Source organism: Actinomycetota bacterium (assembly GCA_005774595.1).
In the GTDB taxonomy this organism is placed as follows: Bacteria; Actinomycetota; Coriobacteriia; order Anaerosomatales; family D1FN1-002; genus D1FN1-002.
Genome location: VAUM01000502.1, coordinates 351 through 722 on the forward strand (window position 1 = coordinate 351; position 372 = coordinate 722).

The 372-nt window shown below is 67.5% G+C and carries 1 pseudogene; it reads left to right on the forward strand.

The window, feature by feature from the left end:
• Positions 1-163 (forward strand): annotated as a pseudogene (locus FDZ70_11270) (ABC transporter ATP-binding protein).
• The last annotated feature ends 209 nt before the right edge of the window (positions 164-372 follow it).

The window sequence follows — 372 nt, forward strand, 5'->3', positions numbered from 1 at the left end:
TGTCAACGCGCCCAGGCTGCTCATGCTTGACGAGCCCACCAGCGCGCTCGATCCGATTGGTCGGCGAGAGGTGCTCGAGATGATCGGCTCGCTCTCCGGACGTACCACGGTGTTCTTCTCGACTCACATCCTCGCCGACATCGAACGCGTCTGCGATTCGGTCGCCATCCTTGATCGCGGTCGAGTCGTTGCGCAGTCGTCCATCAGCGAGCTGAAGGGCCGCTACGGCACTCACCGCCTCGAAGTCGAGGTCTCAGGCGGCGCGGCCGGGCTCGCAGATGCTCTTTCCGCGCGGCCGTGGGCCGCTGGCGTCGAGGTCGACGGGGCGCTCGACGGTACGGCGCACGGTGCGCGTCGTGAAGTCCGCGTGCC